Genomic DNA, 15,837 nt, shown 5'->3' with positions numbered 1-15,837 from the left:
GGGTGTATTGTTCCAGTCGAAATCTCAGTGGGCGCCAGACCGCGGGCCGCCGTTGGCGGTGCGTCGATCGACATCTCGGACGGGGACCGCGAGAATAGTCCATCCTGGATTCGAACCAGGGTCGTTGCCCCCAGAAGGCAACAGGATTGGCCACTACCCCAATGGACTGTGCACTCATCCGTAGCCAACGGGTGTTTGTAAGCGTTGCGCGTTGGGGGCGCTCTGCGAGTCGTTCACAGCGTCCGATCCGGCAGCGCCGCGTGTTCGACGTGCCGCGGGAGATGGGACGGCCTCGGTCGCGAGGGCGGGCAGACCGGCATCTCGGACGCGTATTCGATCGACGAACGTGAACAGATCGATGCGTTTTAGCGGACACAATCGCCACGAAGTTGTATGTACGTCGGACGATTCGTCGTCGTCGCTCCCGGAATCGGAGCGTATCGGGTCTCCTCTCGGTCGTTTCCGAACCGCCGCGTGATCGACCGCGACGGGACTCTCACCGTCGGCCCCACGCCGGACGCGCCCGAGACGGACAACCCGTACGTCTCGTATAACTGCGCGCGAGCGGTCCGCGCGCCGACCGGCGACGCGCTCGCCGTCGTCGGCAACGGCTCGCACGTCGACCCGATCGCGGAGAAACTGGAACGGGGATATCCGGCTCGCGACGCGCTCGCGGCCGCGCTGCTCGCGCTCGACTTCGAGAAAGACGACTACGACACCCCGCGGATCGCGGGCGTCGTCGAGGACGACACCGCGACGATCGGGACCGTTCGACGGGACGCGTTGCTCGTCGAATCGGTCGACGAACCGACGATCGTCGCGACCTACGAGACCGACAGTCCGGAGCCGTACCCGCTTGCGGCCGCGGACGCGACGGAGGCGGCAACAGACGTTCTCGACGCCGACTTCGAACACCCAGTGTGTGCGGCCGGGGCGACCGTCGACGCCGACGGCGTCACGCTCGCGTTCGACAACGACACGTCGTAGCCCGTCAGCGGAGCCGCGGCTGGCGTCGAGACACGGGTTATGCGGGTCCGTCAGTGTCAGTGTCGGCGTCGGGGTCGAACCCGTCGATCGCGGCGTGAACGCCCTCGACCCACTCGTCGAGGGCGTCGTGAAGTCTGGTCTTCGCTTCTGCGATCGGGATCGCGGTGTACTGGTAGACGTATCCGCCGGAGTCGAGGAGTCGCCGACGGCGCTCGACGAGTCCCTTCTCTCGCAGGGTTGAGAGCGACCGGTTCACGTTCGACCGGTCCCGATCGAGCGTCGCCGCGAGTTCGGCGACCGTGCTTCCCGGATAATCGAGCAACACGAGATACGTGCGGCTCTCGTGGTCTCGAACGCCGAACACACAGGAGAGCACATGTTCGAACGAGGGGGACACGTTGCCGACGAGGTCCTCGATATCGGGATCGCTCATGGGCGTCGTTCGACCCCGTTTGGGTTAAACCTCGGTGTCACGCCGGACCGGTCACGGCGGGGTCACTCTGCGGCCGCGTATCCCATCCGATCGAGACAGCCGCGCATCTCGGATTCGTCCGCGTGACGGTGGAGGTTCGTCGGCGTGTCACAGTGGTACGTCTCCCCGTCGTAGCGCAACACGACCTCGTGTGAGCCGCCGGCGACTTCGACGTCGACGAGGATCCGCCGTCCGTCGTTGAGCGCGTCTATCAGCTCGTCGGCCGACAGTTCACCCGCGGCGACCCGAAGCAGTTCAGTCATGGACGCAGTTCGGGGGCCGGAAAGTAAATCCGTTCGATGCGTTGGTCACGTCATCGTCGAGTCGGGACCACCTTCGGTTTCGGGCGGTTCGACGCCTTCGGCCGCGGCGACGTCCTCCGTGCGCTTCTCCGCTTCGACGTGCCAGCGGTCGATCTCCGACTCGTACTCGGCGAGGATGTCGCTCACCTCGGCTTTGAGCTCGTCGTCGTTGATGTTCACCTCGAAGACGAACGTCTCGCCGGCCTCACCGCGACCGACCTCCTGAATGTTCGCGCTGACGAGTTCGTTGTCGAAGTAGTACGGTGCCATCTGAGTCATCACCTTCCGGTAGACCGTGTCTTCGACCTTCCGGAGCGCCTTGCGACTCGCGGAGTCGGCCGCGCGGGCGACGTGTCCGATCGACTCGCCCCACCGCTCGACGGCGCTTTCGGTGTCGTTTTCGCCGACCTTCTCGTAGGACTCTGTGAGTTTCTCTCCGGCCGTCTGTAAGTCCTCTCCCGGCGACTTTCCGGCCCGCTCGCCTTCGCCCTCGCTGACGGACGCCTGTTCTGCGGTCTTTTCGGATACGTCTTCGTCGATACGCTCGTGAGACTTCGGCCGCCAGTCGTCGAAGTCGTGGTACGCGTCACCGCCGACGCCGGCCTCGCGGAGCGCGAGCGCGATCCGCTCGCCGTGTTCGACGACGTCGCCCCAGTCCCCGCGGATCTTGAACCCGGAGATGCTCTCTTCCATCGCGTTGGCCTCGCTAGGAATCGGACCGGTATAAGTCTCTCACCTGACGGGTCTACTTCCCGTACGCGAGGCGTCGCCCGAGCGCATCGATCCGATCTTTGAGATCGCTGAGGAATCCCGCCGGCGACACGCGGCGGATCGAAGACTCGTCGACCTCGATCCGATCCGCGCCGAACGGGTCGCGCTCCGCGCGCTCCTCGTCGCTCTGATCGTCGCTCACCGCGCCGACGACCGTGGACATCGAGCACCGACCGCACGCCTCGGTTCGAATCTCTTGGTCGGACATAGCTTCTCTGCCGTAGTGATCGCCTCCACGGAGTTAAAACCCGTCGCCGACCACCCTTCTGCCGAGTGACGCCGGGGGTTCGACCTATCGCCGTGGCCCGACGCCCTTTTTACTACTCCGTGGAACTGGTTCGCATGGGATATCGAGTCGTCGACGCGAACGCAGTCGATCCAGCACCCGACCGACCCTCCGAGTGCCGAAAGCTCTCGGAGCCGGGCGGGCTCGAACACGCCGCTATCAATCGCTTCCGCGCCGAGCCCGGCGAGCAGCTACCGCTCGCGTACCACTACCACGAGACCCAACAAGAGGCGTTCTACGTGTTGTCGGGGACGCTCGCCGTCGAGACGCCCGACGGAACCTACGACGTCGAGACGGACGACCTGTTCGTCGTCGATCCCGAGAGTCCGCAGCGAGCGTACAACCCCGACGACGCCGACGGTCCCGTAACGGTGCTCGCGATCGGTGCCCCGCCGGCCGCGGACGACGCGGTCGCGTACGACCCGGCGGATGAGTGAACGCGCCGACGGCGGCGATGCGACTGACGGGCGAACGGGCGGCAGCCGCGACACCGATCGTCCCGACCCCGATACGCTCCCGTCGGAGATTCGCGAGAGCGTCCCCGACTACGACGACGAGTACCTCGACCGCGTCTCCGACCGGCTCATGTACAGCTACGACCTGGAGGCCGACGTCGTCGAGCGGGGCGAGCGGTTCGAGCTGTACGCGCGGATGCGGCTACGCAGTCAAAAGCAGTTCCTCCACCCGGCGTTGAGCTACGCGGACCACGACATGATGGAGCACGTGTTCGCGCGCCGGGTCGGCGTTCCCACCGTCGCCGACGTCGAGCGGCTCGTCGAGTTCGCCCACGGGGTCGCGGACGACCGCGTCGAGGGCGACGAGCAGCACTACGGCACCGACATCACCGTCGTGCTCGTTGCGGACCGAATCCCCGACACCGTCGCCGACTTCGTCGAGGGGTTCCGCGACCGGACGCTGTTGAAACTCGGCTACTACGGCCATTACGAGGTGAACCTCGTCGTCGTCGCGCCGGACCACGAGCACCTCGTCGCAAGCGAGGTCGCAGACGTCGCCGGCGCGTTTCGGCTGTGGGAGCCGGTCGAGGAGCCCGAGGAGGGGTTCTTCTCGCGGTTCGCGAAGCGATTCTGGCGGTAGAAAGCGACCGGACGGACGTCTCGGCGGCGGCACCGCTCGAAAGATGAACCGCGTGGAGGAAGAAAGCAGGGGACCCGATCGGTCCGCACCGCGACTACGTCAGTCGTCGCTCGGTTCGGCCGCGGGCGCGTCACCGCCCCCGCGGACCGACCGAATGTTGCCGAGGCCGATCTTCACGAGCGACAGCGCGAGCCCGATCAGCACGAACGCGAGGATCATCTGCGTCGCAGACGAGATCTGCGCGCCGACGGTCTCCGCGCCGCCGCCGATCAGGTTCGTATAGAGGTTCTGGTAGATCGCCAGCCATGTGAGGCCGAGCACGGTGATAGCCACCATCACCGCCATCGGGACGCCCGTAGAGATCAGTTGCTTGGACTCGTCCCAGTTGGCGAGCCAGACGGTGGCCGTCAACAGGGCGAGCGCCGCGAGCAACTGGTTCGCACCGCCGAACAGCGCCCACAGCGTCGCCCACTCGCCGGAGATGACGAGCAGGTAGCCGATGCCGATCTGGAAGAGCGGGTTGGTGTACCGACCGCGGGCGATCGAGCCGAGGTTCGGTGAAAGCCCGCTTACGGTCATCCCGTCGTCCATGCCAACGATCTCCTCCATCATGTACCGACCCAGCCGGACCGCGGTGTCGGTCGAGGTGAGAAGGAAGCTCACCAGGACGAGCGCCATGAACACGGCACCGAGCGTCTCCGGAATCCCGAGGCTCGTGAGGATGATCCCGCCACCGTCGGCGAAGTTCGGGAGTGCACGGCCGATACCGCCGCCGGAGGTGACCCCAGCGATCGCCAGCGTCGAGAGTGCCAGCGCTGCGAGTAATCCCTCGCCGAGCATCCCACCGTAGCCGATGAGGCGGGCGTCGCTCTCCTTGTTCAGCTGTTTCGAGGTGGTTCCCGAAGAGACGAGCGAGTGGAACCCGCTTATCGTCCCGCAGGCGATCGTGATGAAAAGCAGCGGGAACAGCGGATACAGCCCCGCCGCTTCGACGCCCCAGAAGCCCTCGAACGCGCCGATCGACGAATCGATGACGAGCGGCTGTGCGGACGTTCCGAGGATCGTGCCGACGATGATCGCAATGACTCCACCACCGACACCCGCGTACAGCAGGAACGATGAGAGGTAATCTCGCGGTTGGAGAAGCACCCACACCGGGAGCGCACTCGCGACCGCGCCGTACACCATGATTATCGGGATCCACGCCGCGGTGTTACCGCCGAGCGCCGCTGCGCCGGGGACCCAGCTTCCGGTGCCACTGAACAGCACGAAGGTGCCGGCCGGGTGACTGGCGTCGCCGGCCAGTTCGAACAGCGCGACCGGGTACTGAATGCCGAGCCAGACGCCGGCGAACACGCCGGCGACGAAGAGGATCGTTCCCGGGATGAACGGACCGTTGAGCTGGTAGAGGTACACCCCGAACGCCAACGCCAAGAGGATGTACACGAAGCTCGCGGTCGTCACCTGCGGGTACGCGTTGAACACGATCCCGACCACGAGCGCGAACACCGCCACGACGAGGATGATCGTGAGGAACGCGAACCACAGGAGCAGGTCCTTCCCGCGCTCGCCGACGTACTGGCCGACGATGTATCCGATCGACCGACCCTCGTGTCGGATCGAGCTCGACAGCGAGATGAAGTCGTGAACCGCCCCCATAAGCGGGTTTCCGATGGCCACCCACAGAAGCGCCGGGACCCATCCCCAGATGGCTCCCGCCGTGATCGGACCGACGATCGGCGCGCCGCCCGCGATACTCGAAAAGTGATGCCCCAGTAGTACCGGCTTTTTCGCCGGTACGTACTCCTGTCCGTCTTCGTACTTGTGTGCCGGCGTCTCTCGGCTGTCGTCAAGGTCGACGAACCGCGAGAGGTACCGCGAGTATCCCATATACCCGACGGTGAACGTGCCGAGCACGGCAACTACGATCCAGATTACACTTGTCATGGTTCCCTGCCTCGTGATAGTGGTTCACGATCGAATACTTAAGTATTGTCTTCAATCGTGACGATAGACCCGAAAAACGGCCGCCTCGGTCGAGATCAGCCGCCGAGTGCAGTCTTGTCACTCCTACCCAATATAAAAGAAACTGTGGATTCGCGTTGAATGCCTTCGCGCGCGCTCTTGCGCGCGCTCTTCAGCGGGCACTCGCGCGCGTCGGTCAGTCGGTGCGCGTCGCCCGCCGCCGATCCGCGACGGACCGGCTGCGACGTCTCGGTATCGAATTCGGCGGTGACGTCTCGACGTCGAGTTCGGCGATTACGTCGAATTCGGCGGTGACGTCTCGACGTCGAGTTCGGCGGCGACGTCAGAGAGCAGGCTCCCGCGCACTTCGCGTGTGCGCGACTCGATCTCGGCGACCAGCGGCGGCTCGAACCCCTCGCGGACCTGTTGGATCCGGTCTCGCTCGGTTTGCACCTTGTCTCGGAGGTAGCGGGCACCGCGGCCGTCTTCGTCGTCGTCGGGCGGCGGCGTGAGCTTGTTCGCGACGAGTCCCCGAACCCGCAGATCGCGGTCGGTGAACCCCTCGATCGCCCGTCCCGTCTCGTTGACGGAGAGCTGATCCGGGTTCAACACGAGAAAGAACGCGGCGTTGTTTCGCATCGCGTCGCCGGCGTACTCGAAGAACTCCTTGCGCCGCTGTAGTCGCTCCAAGACCGGGTCGCCGTCCATCAACCGTCGCGGCTCCATGTCGCCGATCGCCGCCTTCTCGAAGAGGTCGATGGACTGTTTACGCTTGTACAGCAGCCGGTCGATCCAGTCGCCGAGGAACTCTGGGAGACCGAGCAGCCGCAGCGTCGACCCCGTCGGCGCGGTGTCGAAGACCACCCGGTCGTACGGATCGCTTTCCTCGCGCATCACGGTCACGAACGCGTCGAACAGGGCGGCCTCGTACGCGCCCGGCGTGCCGTGTGACATCTCCAGTTGCCGGTTGATCTCCGAGACCATCGCGGTCGACACCTGCTCCGAGAGTCCCTCTCGGATCTCTTGGAGGTGGCGTTGCATCTCGTCTTCGGGGTCGATCTCCATCGCGTCCAGTCGATCGACGCCCGCGACCGACTCGGGGTCGTCGCCGAACTGCTGATCGAACACGTCCGACACCGAGTGTGCCGGGTCCGTCGAGACGACGAGCGTGCGGACCCCCGCGTCCGCACAGCGGTAGGCGTACGCACACGAGACGGTCGTCTTGCCGACGCCGCCTTTCCCGCCGAAGAAGACGAACCGCTCCATCACCGGACCTCCATAGCTGTCGCGTCCATCAGAAGTGGTACTGCTGGCCCTTCCGCTCGATGAGGCTCTCGCGGTCCCACAGCCGGCGCTCCCAGGCCTCGAACTCGTCTTCGAGATACGGAAGCAGCTCGGCGGTGTAGTACGAGACCGGAGACGGGATGCCGAAGGCGTCGGGGAAACACGCGAGCATGAACTCGTCTTCGGCGTCTTCGGCCTCCTTCTCTATCTTCTCGTAGGCCGGGTGCGTGATCATGCCGTGGTAGAGACCGCGGAGCCACTCTTCGAGCTCCGCGCGAAAGACCGCGATTCGGTCTGCGATACTCATGAGTGACCGTGACGCTCGACTCGGTTAAAAGCTATCGCGGTGTCGACCGTGGTTCGGCTGCTGAGGCGGCTCGGATGCCACTCCGGGCGCGGCGTCGGGCCGGATCGAGACACCGGTCTCACCCGCGCATCAGATTCATCACTTCCTCGGCGACGTCCGGCTCGACGGCGACGACGTAGCGGCGTCCGGGCGAGAGCGTCGTGTCCGAGCGGGCGATCCGCTGTCCGTCGTCGTCCGAGACGATCAGCGTTCCCGCTGGGAACCGAACGTCGGTCAGTTGTTTCCCGGCGGCTGGGGCCCCCTCTGCGACGCGGACGAGCATGATGTCAAGCGTCCCGGTCACGTCGGCGAGCGTCTGGACATCGCTGCCGAGGATCTCGTTCGCCGCGAGGCGGGCACCGGCCCGCTCGGGGGAGAGCACGGCGTCGACGAACCGAGTGTAGGCGTCGCCGACGGCGCTGTCGATGCGCGCGACGGTCCGGATGCCGGGTGCCAGCTCGGCGGCGGCCAGGCACACCGCGAGGTTCAGTCCCGAGACGCCCGTGAGCGCCGCGATCGCGTCGGCCCGTTCGATGCCGGCCTGTTCGATGATGTCCGGATCGGTCGCGTCACCCTCGATAACAGTCGCCGTCCACTCGTCGGCGATGTTCGAGACGGTTCGCTCGTCGCGTTCGATAATCGTCACGTCGTGACCGCGGTCGGCGAGTATCTCAGCCGTCCGGAAGCCGACGCGTCCGCCGCCCGCGATGATGATGTTAAGGTTACTGGTCATGTCAGTATTACTGATTGTTGGTGTCTTCCTCGGTGTCGACGGTTGCAGTGTCGTTCGCCGACGGCGTCCGGAGTCTGTCGAGGCCGACGTAGGCGACGCCGCCGAGGCCGATCCATCCCGCGCTGAGTCCGAGCGCCAGCGGGTCCGTCCGGAGTAGGTACTCCACGAGGACGGCCGTCAAGATCAGGTTGAGCGCGATGCCGATCAGAGGCGGAGCCGGATAGAAGGGGATCGTGTACGGGCGGTTCATGTTCGGCCGCTCCCGGCGGAGCCTGATCACGGCGATGTTGACGATAACGAACGACAGTAAGAAAAACAGGCTCGACATGTTTCCGGCGCTCTGTGTCGGCAGCGCCACCGACCCGAGCATCACGACCGCACTGGCGAGGATCGCGACGAACGGCGTCCCGTAGCGGTGGTGGATCTGGCCGAACGAGGGGAGCAACTGTCCCTCCCGCCCCATCGAGAACGCGACCCGCGAGGAGGCGATCACGACCGCGTTCAGCGCGGTCAAAGTCGAGAACACCGCCCCGAAGACGATGAGCGCCCCGCCGTTCTGGATGATCGGTAACCCGGTCGGCATGAACGAGGTCGCCGCGGTGGCGATACCGGCCTCACCGGCGTCCGCGAGCCCGGCGGCCCCGAGCGTTCCGACGGCGACCGTCACGACGGACAGGTAAACGACCACGGTCGCCGCGAGGCTGAGGAAGATCGCTTTCGGAATGTTCTCGCGGGGATTTTCGACTTCTTCCGTGACGGTGGTGATGAGGTCGTATCCCTCGAACGCGATGAACGTGAGGCCCATAGCCGGCAGGACCGCGGCCGCGCCGTTGCCGTCGGGAAATAAGGGTTGAAACTCGGCTCCGGAAAACATCGGCGACGCAAACCCGAACCCGACGAACACCACGAGAATACACACCTTGACGATGGTGAAGATGGTCTCTGCGCTTCCGCTCGCCGCCGTCGAGACGGCGTTGAGTGCCACCAGGCCGAGCACCGCGACGAACGCCAGCAGGAACGCGATCGGGACGGCCACGTCGACGACCGGAACGGCGATCGCTCCCACCTGCGCCGGCGGCGGAACCAGTCCGTAGACGTGCAGCAGTTCGAGGAAGTTCGGCGCGAATCCGAGCGCGTACAGCGCGCCGGCGATCATGTACGCGAACCAGAGCATCCACCCCATCATGAACGACGACAGGTCGTCGAATATCTCGCGGACGAACGCGTACCCGCCGCCGCTTTTCGGGATCGACGCGGCGAGTTCGGCGTACGAGAGCCCGGTGAACGCCGTGACGACGCCGTTCAGCGCGAAGACGACGATCGCCGCCGGTCCGGCGATTTCGGACGCGAGTCCCGTGAGAACGAAGATGCCAGCCCCGATCATCGCGCCCATCCCGATCATGGTGGCGTCGAGCAGCCCGAGTTCGGCTTCCGGCGATCGAGTCTGGCTACTGCTCATTACGCGCACCCGGCGGTGTGTTCCAGAACCATTGCGTTCGTAGTGTAGCCAGTTCGGTACACTTCAGTACCGGGGGTAGACCTCTCATTGAGGCTCCCGTGCGAAAAAAAAAGAAGACGAGATCCCGTCTACGACCGCGCTCGATCGCGGAGAATCGAGGAGAACGTCTCGCGCGTCAGCTCGGAGAAGATGTCAAGCCGAGTTGCCGTCGGCCGTCAGTTCGCCTTGGGCGTCCGTCGAGTCCGCGGTCTCCGATCCCTCGTCGAGTTCTGGGGCGTCCCCGGTGTCCGGGGACGGGGAGTGAACGTCGTTCGTGATAGCGCCCCAGACGAGATACAGCATGGCGGTGACCATCAGTATCGTCGCGACGACCGCCGCGACGCCGACCGCGGAGAGGTACTGGAACATGGTCCGCGGTCGGTGGGCCGAACGTATCAACGTATCGGCTTTCAGTGGACGACGACCGACTCCATGTCCGCGGCCGAGTGGCTGAGCCGTCCAGCGGCGAGGAGTTGAAGAGGGCGGCCGACAGAACGGATCGCATGACCGATCGGATCCCGGTGACCGTGCTCTCGGGGAGCCTCGGGGCGGGCAAGACGACGCTTTTGAACCATCTCCTCTCTACCGCCGGCGACCGCGACATCGCCGTCCTCGTCAACGACATGGGAGACGTGAACGTCGACGCCGACCTGATCGCAGAGGAGTCGGAGGTCGACGTCGAGGGCGTCACGGAGCTGTCGAACGGCTGTATCTGTTGTGAGCTACAAGACGACCTGGAGACCGCGGTCGTGCGGCTCGCGAACGAGCGCAGCTTCGACGCCTTGGTCGTCGAGTCCTCGGGCATCTCCGAGCCCGCGCCGGTCGCGCGGCTGTTCACCACGGAGTCGCGCGCGGCCGCCCGCTATCGGGTCGACGCGCTCGTCACCGTGATCGACACGCGGCAGTTCATCGACGCCTTCTCGGGAGCGGACGTCCCCGAGCGGCGGACCGATCCCGACGCCGCCGACGACCGTCCGCTCTCCGACCTCCTCGTCGAGCAGATCGAGGTATCGAACGTGGTCGTGTGCAACAAAGCGGACCTCTGTACGGACGCGGAGATCGAGGAGGCGGTCGGCCTCGTCGAGGCGCTCCAACCGAGCGCCGAGACGATCGTGACCGAGTTCGCCGCCGTCGACCCGGACCGGATTCTCGACGTGGGGATCTTCGACGAGGGCGAGGTCGGCGACCTCCCGGGGTGGAAGCGTGCGCTCGACGAGGCGAGAGACGACGGCGATCACGCACACGAGAGCGACGGCGACGCTCACGGCGGCCACGACCACCGCCATCCCGACGAAGTCTACGGCGTCACCTCGTTCACCTACCGTCGCCGACGGCCGTTCCACCCGGAGCGGATCGCCGCGCTCCTCCGCGACCTTCCGGACGACGTGGTCCGCTCGAAGGGGACGCTCTGGGTCGCCGGGACGGACCAGCGTCAGCAGGTCGGACAGGCCGGACGGTCGGTCCGCGTCGAGGCGCTCGGTCCGTGGATAGCGAGCCTCCCCGCGGTCGAGCGCGACATGCTTCGGTCGAACCGCCCGGAACTCGACTGGGACGACGAGCACGGCGACCGGCTGACGGAGTACGTCGTTATCGGCACTGACGTGGACGACGACGCCCTCATCGATCGACTCGACGACGCGCTCGTCACCGACGAGGAGTGGGACGAGTTCGGGGGTGGCGGACCGGGTGCAGGCGACGAGACGCCGTTCCCGACCGAGCAGGGAGACGAGGTCGCACTCAGAGAGCCCCGCCGCTGATCGGGGCGACCACGGGATACGTTGGTAAAACCTATCATCCGTACTGTGGATGAGGCTAATACGATGACGGCGGACAAACCGGTGTTCGATCGGCTCGCCGATAGCTATCTCGGCACCCGCAGTGATCTACAGCTACCGTTTTCAGGCGAGGTCCCCTTGCTCGTCTGGTATGCGCTCGCGGTCGTCCTGGTGGAAGTGGTACTGCTACAGGCGTACAACGTGGCGGTCGGCCGGCCGATCGCGTTCGTCGACAACCCGTTGTGGCTGCTCCGTCCGGTGGTTCTCGTAGGCGGCGCAGTAGCTGTGTACTCGCTGTACGACAGCTACGACCGGGCGCGAGAACACAGCCTGCTCTTCGAGTACGACGACCTGCCGTCACCGCTTGTCCCGCCGCGACTCACATGGGGGCTCGTCGGTGCGGGGATCGCGTTCACGCTCTATAACGCGCTCGGGATCCTCACCGTCTCCCAGATATATTCGGCAGGCGGTCCCGCTCGTGTGTTCCGGTTCGTCGTGATCACGCCGTTCGGATACGTTCCGGTCTTAGCCGTGTTTTTGAGCACGTACCTCTCTATTCAGATATCTCTCCCGCTGCGGATCAAGCGGTCTGATATCGAACTGGATTTTCTCGATCCGCAGAACGTTGGAGGCATGCGACCGCTCGGAGAACTGCTCAAACAGTCGTACTACCTTTTGATGCTCGGGTTGTGTGCCTACGCGATCGCGACCTACGCCCCCCACATCATCCAAGGCGCGCTGCAATACGAGGCGTTTGACCCGCCCGGCCTAGCGGTGAACGTCTTGTTCACGTCCGCGTGGGCGCTCGGTGTGGGAGCGATGGTGTTCGGAATCTACGTGCTTCACCGGTGTATGACCGAGAACAAGCGGCGAGTTCTCAAGACGTTAAACGAGGAAGCGCGCGAGGAGTTTGAGGCGTGGGATATCCGCGAGATCGACATGGCCGACCCGCCGACAGAGCTTGACCGATATCACGAGCGGGTCAGGCACGTCACCAACACCCGGGAGTATCCGGCGACCTTCACGATGTGGACGCAACTGCTCGTCGGGGTCATGCTCCCGAAGGGACTTCAGGTCGTGTTGGCAGCAATTTGAGGGCGCGTCTCACCCCGCCTCGCCGGTCATCGCGTCGTCGAACAGCGCGGCGAAGAGCTTGTTTTCGGCTGCGCGCAGGTGCTGGGTGAACGTCGTCTGTGAGATGTCCATCATCGACGCGACTTCCTCGCCGGTGTGCTCGCGGGGCCAGTCGAAAAAGCCCGCGAAGTAGGCGGTGCGTGCCGCCTCGCGCTGTCGGTCCGTCAGCGCCGCGGCCAACTGCTTCCGGAAGCCGGCCTCGGTCCGGACGTCTCGGTCGCGCTCGCGCTGTGCGACGAGTGTCAGGTCGTCGTACGCCGTCCGGAGCGCGTTGACGACGGTTCGGATGTCGTTCGAGCTGGCGACGCGTGCGATCAGCTGTCCGCTCGACCCGCTGATCGAGAGCGTTCCGATCTCCGCTCCGTACTGCGCCAGCGTCGCGACGATCGATCGCTCGTCGACGGCGAGGCGGAACAGCGACCGGTCCTCGTAGCTGTACATGTGCTGTGCGGTTTCGACGTGGTCCGACTCGTCGGTGTGTGCGGCGACGGCGTCTGAGTCGGCGTCGACGGTGACGTACTGGACGTGGGTGCCGTCGCGGGTACAGCCGACGTGCTCGACCGTGACGGTGCAGTCGAGCTGTGCCGCCATTGTCGCCAGCGGCTCGTCGATGCCCCGCAACTGGAACTCCAGTTCGGTCACGCTGTCCGCGGCGAGCGTCTGTTTGCTCTCGACGGCGCTTATCGCATCCGCGACGGTGCTGCCGAGCTCCGCGAAGAGGGGTCCTTCGAGCAGGTCGAACGCGCTCGGGTCCCGCGTCACCACGACGAGAACGCCGTACTCCGCGCCGCGGTACGCGAGCGGGACGACGACGCTCCGCGTTTCGGCCTCCGCGTCGCTTTCGACGTCGGCGACGACGGTCGTTTCCCCGTCTAACGCCTCCGTGATCGGGGTGGGATCGGCGGCGCACAGCGTCTCGATGTGGCGATCGAGCGCGTCGGCGTCGATGCCGGCCCGCGAGCGCGGGGCCACCGTGTCGTCGACGAGGCCCCGAGTGCCGATCCACGCCGCGTCGAAGAGGTCCGAGGAAGCGAACTGCGTGCACACCGCGGACTCGATCTCCTCCCGGGTCGACGCGGAGACGAGTTCGCGGTTGACGTCGCGAAGCATCGCGTTCGTGTTGTTTAACAGCGTCAGGCGCTCGTTTTGGTCCTCGATTCGCATCTCGCGTTCCTTTCGTTCTGTGACGTCGCGCTCGATCGCGACGTAACGATCGACGTCTCCGTCTTCTGTGATCGGGGCGATCGTCGCGTCGACCCAGCAGAGCTCTCCCGACTTCCGGCGGTTCGTCAGTTCACCCTCCCAGACTGATCCGGACTCTATCTGCTCCCAGAGCCCCGCGTAGAACGCCTCGTCGTGTTCGCCCGACTGCCAGAGCCGCGGGTTCTCGCCGACCACCTCGTCCGGCTCGTATCCAGTGACCGTCTCGACGGCCGGATTCGCGTACTCGATGGTGCCGTCCGGATCAGTGAGAAAGATCGCGTGCCCGGCGTGTTCGATCGCCTTGCGGAAGCTCCGGAGGCGATCGTTCGCCGACTGCAGTTGCGTTTTGATCGCTGCCTCCTCGTCGACGTACTCGGAGAGGTAGTACACCGTAAGCAGGGTGAGCGCGCTCACGATGAGGCCGGGGAGTTCCTCGATTCCGGTGGTCGCCGTCTGGACGGTGAGCAGTTGGCGAAGCGTCATAAAGCCCAGAAGCAGCGTCAGGAACCCGAACCGGCGGTCGCGGGTGCGGACGAGAAGCAGGACGGAGTATCCGACGCCGAGAAGCCGCAGAACGATAGAGCAGGCGATGATCCAGTTCATGTGATCCGTGTGGGCGTCAGACGGTCGGAGGCTCCGGTCGGACCGACTGACCGCTCGGCTTGGCTCAGCCCGTTCATGTCCGATACGTTTCGCGTTCTCGCAGATAACAGTTCGTGGTTGGCGCGCGCGTCTCCCTCGACCGCGCGTGACGCGTCCGACACTCCAATCCAAACAGTATTGGTACCCGCAATATGGGGTGAACTCCGGGCGGCGGCCCGTATCAAACAGTATTGGTACCACCCTTTCCACCGGTGTCTGCGTACGTATACGTGTATGAACGCCAGAACCGACCGGCCGGGTCGACCGTCCGCCGGCGCGACGAGTGGTCACGGGTGGTGGCGATGAGCACCGCAGACGACGGGGACGTCTTCCCCGGTGTTCCGGACGTCGGGAAGGCGGACCTCGACGCGATGGTGGAAGACGAGCGGCCCGATCCGAGAGCGGAGCTCGCAGACGTCGAGGCGGACACGGACCTCGGTGTCGCGATGGCCGAGGACGCGAAGCGCGTCGCTCGGGGAGAGATCACCGGCGACGAGTACTGGGAGAAGTACGACGAGGCGGCCGCAGATGAGTTCGGCGAGGCGTACCGGGAGACGCCGAACCCCGCTGTCGACGCCGGCGACCAGACCGTCTCGACGGAGACGGCCGAGTCGCTGAGCTGTGCCGTCGGGTCGATGGACACCGTGTCGACGGAGTCGGCGCAGGTCGACGCAGAAGACGACGCGGGCGGCGGGATCGGCGCGGGCGACGAGACGTGGGGGATGGTGATAGACCTCCAGAAGTGCGTCGGCTGTGACTCGTGTACGGTCGCCTGCAAGTCCGAGAACCGGACCCCGCCGGGCGTGTCGTACAACGTCGTGATGGAGGAGGAACACGGCGAGTTCCCGAACGTCACGCGCACGAACGTTCCGCGCCCGTGCATGCAGTGTGACAACCCGCCGTGCGTGCAGGTGTGTCCGGTCTCGGCGACGTACAAGATGGACGACGGCGTGGTCAACATCGACTACGACCGGTGTATCGGCTGCCGGTACTGCAACATCGCCTGTCCGTACGGCGCGCGGTACTTCGACTTCGGCGAGAACTACGACGACGAAGTCGACGGGGCGGGTGAAGTAACGAGCCCCGAGTACGGCGTCGATCGGGGACCGCGCGAAGAGGGGAAATCGCCGATCGGCAACATCCGCAAGTGCAGCTTCTGTACGCACCGCTTAGAGCGCGGCGAGGAGCCGGCCTGCGTCGAGACCTGCATCGGCGACGCGCGGAACATGGGAGATCTCGACAACCCCGAAAGCGAGGTCGCGAAGATGGCCGACTCCTCCCGTGCGTTCCAACTGAAAGAAGACGAGGGAACGGACCCCAACGTCTACTACCTCAAATAGGACG

At 65.4% G+C, this 15,837-nt stretch carries 17 protein-coding genes and 1 tRNA gene; 6 read left to right on the top strand and 12 right to left on the bottom strand.

Features of this window, described 5'->3' with window-relative positions:
- Window positions 1-95: 95 nt before the first annotated feature.
- Window positions 96-168, bottom strand: a tRNA-Gln gene (locus tag EP28_RS09750).
- A 225-nt stretch (window positions 169-393) separates the two neighbouring features.
- Between EP28_RS09750 and EP28_RS09745 the strand changes: the two genes are divergently transcribed.
- A complete protein-coding gene (locus EP28_RS09745) occupies window positions 394-987 on the top strand; it encodes an IMP cyclohydrolase (RefSeq protein ID WP_049983840.1) in 594 nt (197 codons plus the stop codon).
- A 37-nt stretch (window positions 988-1,024) separates the two neighbouring features.
- Here EP28_RS09745 and EP28_RS09740 read toward each other — a convergent pair whose 3' ends face one another.
- The 4 genes from EP28_RS09740 to EP28_RS09725 all read right to left on the bottom strand — a co-directional run bounded on the left by EP28_RS09740 (window position 1,025) and on the right by EP28_RS09725 (window position 2,740).
- The gene (locus EP28_RS09740; protein ID WP_049983839.1) at window positions 1,025-1,420 is read right to left on the bottom strand and encodes a helix-turn-helix domain-containing protein; all 396 of its coding nucleotides are present in this window, start codon (window positions 1,418-1,420) and stop codon (window positions 1,025-1,027) included.
- A 62-nt stretch (window positions 1,421-1,482) separates the two neighbouring features.
- On the bottom strand, window positions 1,483-1,722 hold the full coding sequence (locus EP28_RS09735) for a DUF8001 family protein (protein WP_049983838.1): 240 nt from the start codon (window positions 1,720-1,722) through the stop codon (window positions 1,483-1,485).
- A 45-nt stretch (window positions 1,723-1,767) separates the two neighbouring features.
- Window positions 1,768-2,454: a DUF5828 family protein gene (locus EP28_RS09730; protein ID WP_049983837.1), complete on the bottom strand. Its 687-nt coding sequence runs from the start codon at window positions 2,452-2,454 to the stop codon at window positions 1,768-1,770.
- Between the two features lie 52 nt (window positions 2,455-2,506).
- Window positions 2,507-2,740, bottom strand: a complete 234-nt coding sequence (locus EP28_RS09725; RefSeq protein ID WP_049983836.1) for a DUF8007 family protein — start codon at window positions 2,738-2,740, stop codon at window positions 2,507-2,509.
- Between the two features lie 134 nt (window positions 2,741-2,874).
- Between EP28_RS09725 and EP28_RS09720 the strand changes: the two genes are divergently transcribed.
- Together EP28_RS09720 and EP28_RS09715 are read left to right on the top strand one after the other, a co-directional pair.
- A complete protein-coding gene (locus EP28_RS09720; RefSeq protein WP_049983835.1) occupies window positions 2,875-3,255 on the top strand; it encodes a cupin domain-containing protein in 381 nt (126 codons plus the stop codon).
- Entirely contained in the window at window positions 3,248-3,913 is a 666-nt protein-coding gene (locus EP28_RS09715; RefSeq protein WP_049983834.1) for a DUF8052 family protein, read from the top strand. Before EP28_RS09720 ends, EP28_RS09715 begins: the two co-directional genes overlap by 8 nt.
- Before the next feature lie 99 nt (window positions 3,914-4,012).
- On the opposite strand, the gene EP28_RS09710 is transcribed toward EP28_RS09715, so the two are convergent.
- The 6 genes from EP28_RS09710 to EP28_RS09685 form a co-directional block, all read right to left on the bottom strand.
- A complete protein-coding gene (locus EP28_RS09710) occupies window positions 4,013-5,860 on the bottom strand; it encodes a carbon starvation CstA family protein (protein WP_049983833.1) in 1,848 nt (615 codons plus the stop codon).
- Window positions 5,861-6,172: 312 nt separating this feature from the next.
- A complete protein-coding gene (locus tag EP28_RS09705) occupies window positions 6,173-7,144 on the bottom strand; it encodes an ArsA family ATPase (protein ID WP_049983832.1) in 972 nt (323 codons plus the stop codon).
- 28 nt (window positions 7,145-7,172) lie between these two features.
- On the bottom strand, window positions 7,173-7,469 hold the full coding sequence (locus EP28_RS09700; protein ID WP_049983831.1) for a DUF7990 family protein: 297 nt from the start codon (window positions 7,467-7,469) through the stop codon (window positions 7,173-7,175).
- 118 nt (window positions 7,470-7,587) lie between these two features.
- Window positions 7,588-8,241: a potassium channel family protein gene (locus EP28_RS09695; RefSeq protein WP_049983830.1), complete on the bottom strand. Its 654-nt coding sequence runs from the start codon at window positions 8,239-8,241 to the stop codon at window positions 7,588-7,590.
- 7 nt (window positions 8,242-8,248) lie between these two features.
- A complete protein-coding gene (locus tag EP28_RS09690; protein WP_049983829.1) occupies window positions 8,249-9,700 on the bottom strand; it encodes an APC family permease in 1,452 nt (483 codons plus the stop codon).
- A 192-nt stretch (window positions 9,701-9,892) separates the two neighbouring features.
- Complete coding sequence (locus EP28_RS09685) at window positions 9,893-10,108, bottom strand: hypothetical protein (protein ID WP_049983828.1); 216 nt, start codon at window positions 10,106-10,108, stop codon at window positions 9,893-9,895.
- A 134-nt stretch (window positions 10,109-10,242) separates the two neighbouring features.
- Here EP28_RS09685 and EP28_RS09680 point away from each other — a divergent pair, with 134 nt between their 5' ends.
- On the top strand, window positions 10,243-11,496 hold the full coding sequence (locus EP28_RS09680; RefSeq protein ID WP_049983827.1) for a CobW family GTP-binding protein: 1,254 nt from the start codon (window positions 10,243-10,245) through the stop codon (window positions 11,494-11,496).
- A 63-nt stretch (window positions 11,497-11,559) separates the two neighbouring features.
- A complete protein-coding gene (locus EP28_RS09675; RefSeq protein WP_199242123.1) occupies window positions 11,560-12,609 on the top strand; it encodes a hypothetical protein in 1,050 nt (349 codons plus the stop codon).
- A 9-nt stretch (window positions 12,610-12,618) separates the two neighbouring features.
- On the opposite strand, the gene EP28_RS09670 is transcribed toward EP28_RS09675, so the two are convergent.
- The gene (locus EP28_RS09670; protein ID WP_049983826.1) at window positions 12,619-14,454 is read right to left on the bottom strand and encodes a bacterio-opsin activator domain-containing protein; all 1,836 of its coding nucleotides are present in this window, start codon (window positions 14,452-14,454) and stop codon (window positions 12,619-12,621) included.
- 341 nt (window positions 14,455-14,795) lie between these two features.
- On the opposite strand from EP28_RS09670, the gene EP28_RS09665 reads away from it, so the two are divergent.
- Window positions 14,796-15,833, top strand: a complete 1,038-nt coding sequence (locus tag EP28_RS09665; protein WP_196219632.1) for a 4Fe-4S dicluster domain-containing protein — start codon at window positions 14,796-14,798, stop codon at window positions 15,831-15,833.
- Window positions 15,834-15,837 lie beyond the last annotated feature (4 nt).

This window comes from Halorubrum sp. BV1 (assembly GCF_000746205.1).
In the GTDB taxonomy this organism is placed as follows: Archaea; Halobacteriota; Halobacteria; order Halobacteriales; family Haloferacaceae; genus Halorubrum.
This window is presented reverse-complemented; position numbering and strand designations above follow the sequence as displayed.

What these genes read in the sequence shown, in the direction of transcription:
- EP28_RS09745 (WP_049983840.1), top strand. Translation starts at nt 394, where the DNA reads ATGTACGTCGGACGATTCGTCGTCGTCGCTCCCGGAATCGGAGCGTAT.
- EP28_RS09740 (WP_049983839.1), bottom strand. Translation starts at nt 1,420, where the DNA reads ATGAGCGATCCCGATATCGAGGACCTCGTCGGCAACGTGTCCCCCTCG.
- EP28_RS09735 (WP_049983838.1), bottom strand. Translation starts at nt 1,722, where the DNA reads ATGACTGAACTGCTTCGGGTCGCCGCGGGTGAACTGTCGGCCGACGAG.
- EP28_RS09730 (WP_049983837.1), bottom strand. Translation starts at nt 2,454, where the DNA reads ATGGAAGAGAGCATCTCCGGGTTCAAGATCCGCGGGGACTGGGGCGAC.
- EP28_RS09725 (WP_049983836.1), bottom strand. Translation starts at nt 2,740, where the DNA reads ATGTCCGACCAAGAGATTCGAACCGAGGCGTGCGGTCGGTGCTCGATG.
- EP28_RS09720 (WP_049983835.1), top strand. Translation starts at nt 2,875, where the DNA reads ATGGGATATCGAGTCGTCGACGCGAACGCAGTCGATCCAGCACCCGAC.
- EP28_RS09715 (WP_049983834.1), top strand. Translation starts at nt 3,248, where the DNA reads ATGAGTGAACGCGCCGACGGCGGCGATGCGACTGACGGGCGAACGGGC.
- EP28_RS09710 (WP_049983833.1), bottom strand. Translation starts at nt 5,860, where the DNA reads ATGACAAGTGTAATCTGGATCGTAGTTGCCGTGCTCGGCACGTTCACC.
- EP28_RS09705 (WP_049983832.1), bottom strand. Translation starts at nt 7,144, where the DNA reads ATGGAGCGGTTCGTCTTCTTCGGCGGGAAAGGCGGCGTCGGCAAGACG.
- EP28_RS09700 (WP_049983831.1), bottom strand. Translation starts at nt 7,469, where the DNA reads ATGAGTATCGCAGACCGAATCGCGGTCTTTCGCGCGGAGCTCGAAGAG.
- EP28_RS09695 (WP_049983830.1), bottom strand. Translation starts at nt 8,241, where the DNA reads ATGACCAGTAACCTTAACATCATCATCGCGGGCGGCGGACGCGTCGGC.
- EP28_RS09690 (WP_049983829.1), bottom strand. Translation starts at nt 9,700, where the DNA reads ATGAGCAGTAGCCAGACTCGATCGCCGGAAGCCGAACTCGGGCTGCTC.
- EP28_RS09685 (WP_049983828.1), bottom strand. Translation starts at nt 10,108, where the DNA reads ATGTTCCAGTACCTCTCCGCGGTCGGCGTCGCGGCGGTCGTCGCGACG.
- EP28_RS09680 (WP_049983827.1), top strand. Translation starts at nt 10,243, where the DNA reads ATGACCGATCGGATCCCGGTGACCGTGCTCTCGGGGAGCCTCGGGGCG.
- EP28_RS09675 (WP_199242123.1), top strand. Translation starts at nt 11,560, where the DNA reads ATGACGGCGGACAAACCGGTGTTCGATCGGCTCGCCGATAGCTATCTC.
- EP28_RS09670 (WP_049983826.1), bottom strand. Translation starts at nt 14,454, where the DNA reads ATGAACTGGATCATCGCCTGCTCTATCGTTCTGCGGCTTCTCGGCGTC.
- EP28_RS09665 (WP_196219632.1), top strand. Translation starts at nt 14,796, where the DNA reads ATGAGCACCGCAGACGACGGGGACGTCTTCCCCGGTGTTCCGGACGTC.